Here is a 4,143-nt window from a genome sequence, read left to right on the forward strand (position 1 = left end):
CTGGAGGGGATGTCAGCACCCCCGACCACCCAAAACCCCATGGTGACCAGCGGCGTTCACCACGACGCCGCAAGGTAAGGGCAGGAGAATGCTCAGGGGATAGCTCAGGAGATCCCGGGGCTTGATCCCGACTGAAAACGATCAGTGATCCGACTCCCGGGTCGGATCACTGACCATTCCCGAACTCCAGGACAGCTACCAGCAGCGACCGTAGGCCCGTACCTCACCTCAGCCTCCGACTTACGCGGAGAAGAGGTGTCGGCACGGTGAACATGCCTGCCCACCTACGCTGATCAGGGAGAACGCCCCCTTACACGAAAGGGGGGTTCACACCTGCGGTAGTACCTCCGGAGCACCTTCCGGTGCACCTGTCCACGCAACGGTGCAAACAACCGTGGGTACAACTCTCGGGGTCGGAGCCACGGGAGGGGCCCGCAGCAGGCCATGACCGGATGGCTGCGGGTCCCCGGTGCGCCCCGTGGGGATGGAGCTGAACGCCCCGTTCAACGATCCCCGTGCCCTCTCGGTCACGGAGGCTTGCCCACCCCCGACCACGGCAGGTTCAGAGCCTGCCCGCCACGACCACGGTGTTCAGCAGGCCCGTAAGGACCGTGGCGGTGCCGATGGCGACCTGTACCGGCACCACCAGCGCTGAGCGGCGGTGAACAGCTATGGCGACGCCGACAGCGACCAGGAGCACCGCGACGGACAGCATGAGCACGGTGAGAGAAGGCATGGGTCCCCCCAGGGGATCGGGCACACGACAAAAGCGGCGCGTGCGGGTCATGGATGACAGAGCGGGTGTGCACTCCTTGCGTCCCGGGCAGAGCGCCGGACAGGACGCGGACGCGGCACAGGGTGGAACAGGCGGGGGGCAAGCCCCGCAACTACCGCCCCACAGTTCGTCTAGGGGGTCGAATGTCTGGCCCCACCACAAGCCGCACCACGGGCTGGCGGAGGCTGGCCATGAGCCCATCCACAGCTGGTCAGCGCGGTACGGCTCGGGGTGCTGATGTCCGCCCCGAGCTAGACGCCGCGCCGCTGGTGATGCCGGGACGGGAAGGCAGGTTCCGGCCGTGCCCGCGGATACTCAGGCGGACGCGGAGGGCGTCGTCGGCGTTGGTGGGGCTGACGACGGAAGTTGAATGGCCGCTGGCATGACGAGAAGGGGCGGCACCCTCAACGGGTGCCGCCCCTTCTCGTCATGCCAGCGGCCATAGTCTTTGAACCCCGTTTGCGCCCCGGCGGTCGGTGCGCCTTCTCTCCGCGTGGGCGACGGGGTTCTGGGTCATACCGGACTGAGGGCCGGCCATAAACCGCATCACGGCTCGTCAGCGGTGCGGGGTGGAGCCCGACCTCGCAGACTTCCAATCCTCTGGTTGAGCGCAGCGAAGCCACCCAGCCATGCGAAGAGTTCGACTGCGGAGTTATGCCGCCGCTGGTGCCCGTCGCCATGGTCGAGGGATCAGCGCCGGACGCACGCGCCGCGCAGAGTCTGCATCGGATGGTCAGGGCCACCGGGGAGCGCATGTGGATGGCACGCGCTCCCCCCTATGGATGAATCAGGGGGAAGGCCACGGGCGCCGGTATAGCTGACTGATCAGGGGCTTTGCCCCCAACTGCCTGCTCAGGCGGGCGGGTTGCGGAGCGGCTGTCATGGCGGAACCGGAGGCTCCGCGCCCCCTTCCTCTCCCAACTTGAGTGACGCCAGCGGATGTTACTCACACCACTGAGCCTGCTCGGGCAGGTGTAGTACGCCCGAACCGGTAGAGTCTGAGCGCGCCTTCTCTCACGAGCCCGGTTCGGTCGCTTCCGATCGGGGCCGACCGCCCTGGGAGAGGAGGTGATGCGCGTGGACGCCAACCCGCCCGAGGGCGGGGAGAAGCGGTACCGGAAGGCCGTGATGAAGGTTCTCGGCTGGCTGACGCTTCAGGGCCTGAGTGCTCTGATCCGTTACCTGACCGATGATCACTCGTAAACGGCACCGGGTCCCCTGCGGTAACAGGAGACCCGGGTTCCGGAGCCGTAGCTCCACACGCCGGCCTCGTGCCCCCAGGCGTCATGAACCTGAAGGGGGTACGGGGCCATTTCGCTGGCACAAACAGGTTGTTGAGCTGCAGACCCGCAGGGCCGCTCCTACCCTGCTCGCAGCGCTGCCCAACCTCGCGTATTTCCTTCGTGCAAGCCAGTAGTTTGGCCAGTGAACGGATCATAGCGTTAGGTCAGTGGGCTTTGGTGCGCAACGAACTGCCCGGGCGGAGTACCTCTAAAGTACCTCTAAACCGCACCTCCGAAAAGTTGGGCGAGTGCGGAGACCGCCACCCGGGAGGGACTTTGAGCCGAGGACTGGCTGATTTTGATCCCCAGGTGCTCATGCTGCTGCGCACCGCGCGTCATGTCGACCGCACGGGCCAGAAGCCGCTCACCGCCGGCGAACTGGCGCAGCTCGTGGGCACGACCAAGGCGCAAATCCTGGCGTATGAGAACGGGCATCAAGTACCTGATCCCCCGCGACTACGGGATCTGGCGGAAGTCCTGGGGGTGCACCCACGCTCGCTGATGAACCGTGAACGGGAGCCCCTGTGGACTGTGGCGGATCTACGGCGAGCCAGCGCGCTGCGGGCACAGGACTTGGTCGACAGCCTGGGGATCTCGCCCAAGTCCTACCGCCGGTTCGAGCGGGAGGGCATCGTCCCCGGACGCAGGCCTCGCTTCCTGGACGATGTCAGCCTTGAGCTGGGTGTCCGGCTGGCCGTGCTTGAGCGCGCGATCGACAACGTTCCGCAGGTCTCCGTACGTCGGGCCCAGGCGAAGGTCCTTATCGAGCGCATGGTCGAGCGCTACGTGGATCAGCCTGGGATGTGGAAGGGCCCCGCCGCAGAAGACCACGACCTGCTGGAGCTCGCGAATCTGTACGGCAGACCGCCACAGCGCACCCGGCGGGTGCTGACCCATGAACTCGGTGAACTGCGCCAGATCATGGTGCGGCTGAAGCGTGAACAGGTGATCGCCGAGTACGACCGCGACCCCAACCGCCAGCAGCAGGCCTACAGCGCGGTCGAACGCTGGTCATACATACAGGCCCGGGAAGTCGCTTCGATCCCCCGGCGGCTGGAAGACTTTCACCGCGCCGCCCAGCCGTCCGACACGTGGCAAGTGCTGGTCGACCTCCACGATGCCAGTTGCCGACCGGAGGGACCCTGGGCACCCTCCATACTGCTGGGTCGTGAAGGCACCATGCAGCTGCTGCCTTCCTCTCTCGTGCGCCAGCAGTTCTTCACCGACATGCCCGCCGCCCAGCTGACGACTGCCGGGCTCAAACACGTCCAGCGATTCCGCGAGCTCTACGCCGCGCTGTATCCGGGTATCCGCCGGCCCCGCAACACCCCCGGCCGTGGCAACGCGGCCCCCAGGCCGATGCCCACAGCCGACTTCTTCTTCGCCATCCGTGGCCGCCCCGAACGCTTCGTCCTCCCGCCCTTCTATTTCGACAAGCTCTCCCGCAAAGCCGCTCGCAGAGAGGAACTCGAACTCCGTGTCTCCCCGACCCTGACCGTCAAACTTGGGCCCGCTCGCCCCTCAGCAACCTTCGAACAGGAGCCGTCGCCCTCCGACGACGACCATGAAGGGCATCCGGCCCAATAGCAGAGCAGTGCAGCGCCTACGAGCGGCAGTGTGTACCAGGGCGGGAGGGTCGGACTATCACCGGCGCCCTGGGCAGGGAGGATACGAGGTATGACCCGCCCGATGCTGACCCAGCGCGAGGCCGCCGACGCGTGCGGCGTGAGCCGCACAACGATCCCGCCGCCGCGAGGAAGGCGGTCTGCCCGGGGCTGTCCAGGCCCCACAGCGCGGGTGGCTGATCCCGGTGGAGGATCTGCTCGCTGCCGGATTCCGGCTGAACGCCCCCGCCGGCCCCGCCCCCAAGGCGCCCCCGGCCGCGGTGGTTGTGCATGGCGGCCGGGACCAGGAGCACGTCCTGGAGTTGAGTGACGACGTCGCCGCGCTGCGGGCCGAGCTGGAGCGCGTACGGCACGAGCACGCGCTGGCTCTCGCGGAGGCGCGCCATGGCAAGGAGCTCGCGGAGGCCCGCGAGTCACAGCTGCGTGACCAGTTGGCGCTGCGTGCTGAACACGTGGCGGA

The 4,143-nt window shown here is 67.2% G+C and carries 4 protein-coding genes; 3 read left to right on the top strand and 1 reads right to left on the bottom strand.

What is annotated here, in order from left to right; genetic code table 11:
• Positions 1–562: 562 nt before the first annotated feature.
• Entirely contained in the window at positions 563–736 is a 174-nt protein-coding gene (locus A8W25_RS30045) for a hypothetical protein (RefSeq protein ID WP_158942804.1), read from the bottom strand.
• A 1,116-nt stretch (positions 737–1,852) separates the two neighbouring features.
• Between A8W25_RS30045 and A8W25_RS35500 the strand changes: the two genes are divergently transcribed.
• From A8W25_RS35500 to A8W25_RS30055, 3 genes are all read left to right on the top strand, one after another.
• The gene (locus A8W25_RS35500) at positions 1,853–1,978 is read left to right on the top strand and encodes a hypothetical protein (RefSeq protein ID WP_267890403.1); all 126 of its coding nucleotides are present in this window, start codon (positions 1,853–1,855) and stop codon (positions 1,976–1,978) included.
• A 395-nt stretch (positions 1,979–2,373) separates the two neighbouring features.
• Positions 2,374–3,645 carry a helix-turn-helix domain-containing protein gene (locus A8W25_RS30050; RefSeq protein WP_234386656.1) on the top strand — a complete coding sequence of 424 codons (1,272 nt, stop codon included), beginning with the start codon at positions 2,374–2,376 and terminating at the stop codon, positions 3,643–3,645.
• A 223-nt stretch (positions 3,646–3,868) separates the two neighbouring features.
• On the top strand, positions 3,869–4,143 hold a 275-nt coding region (locus A8W25_RS30055), incomplete at its 3' end, for a hypothetical protein (protein ID WP_158942806.1).

The sequence above is a fragment of the Streptomyces sp. ERV7 genome (genome assembly GCF_001653515.1).
Classification (GTDB): domain Bacteria; phylum Actinomycetota; class Actinomycetes; order Streptomycetales; family Streptomycetaceae; genus Streptomyces.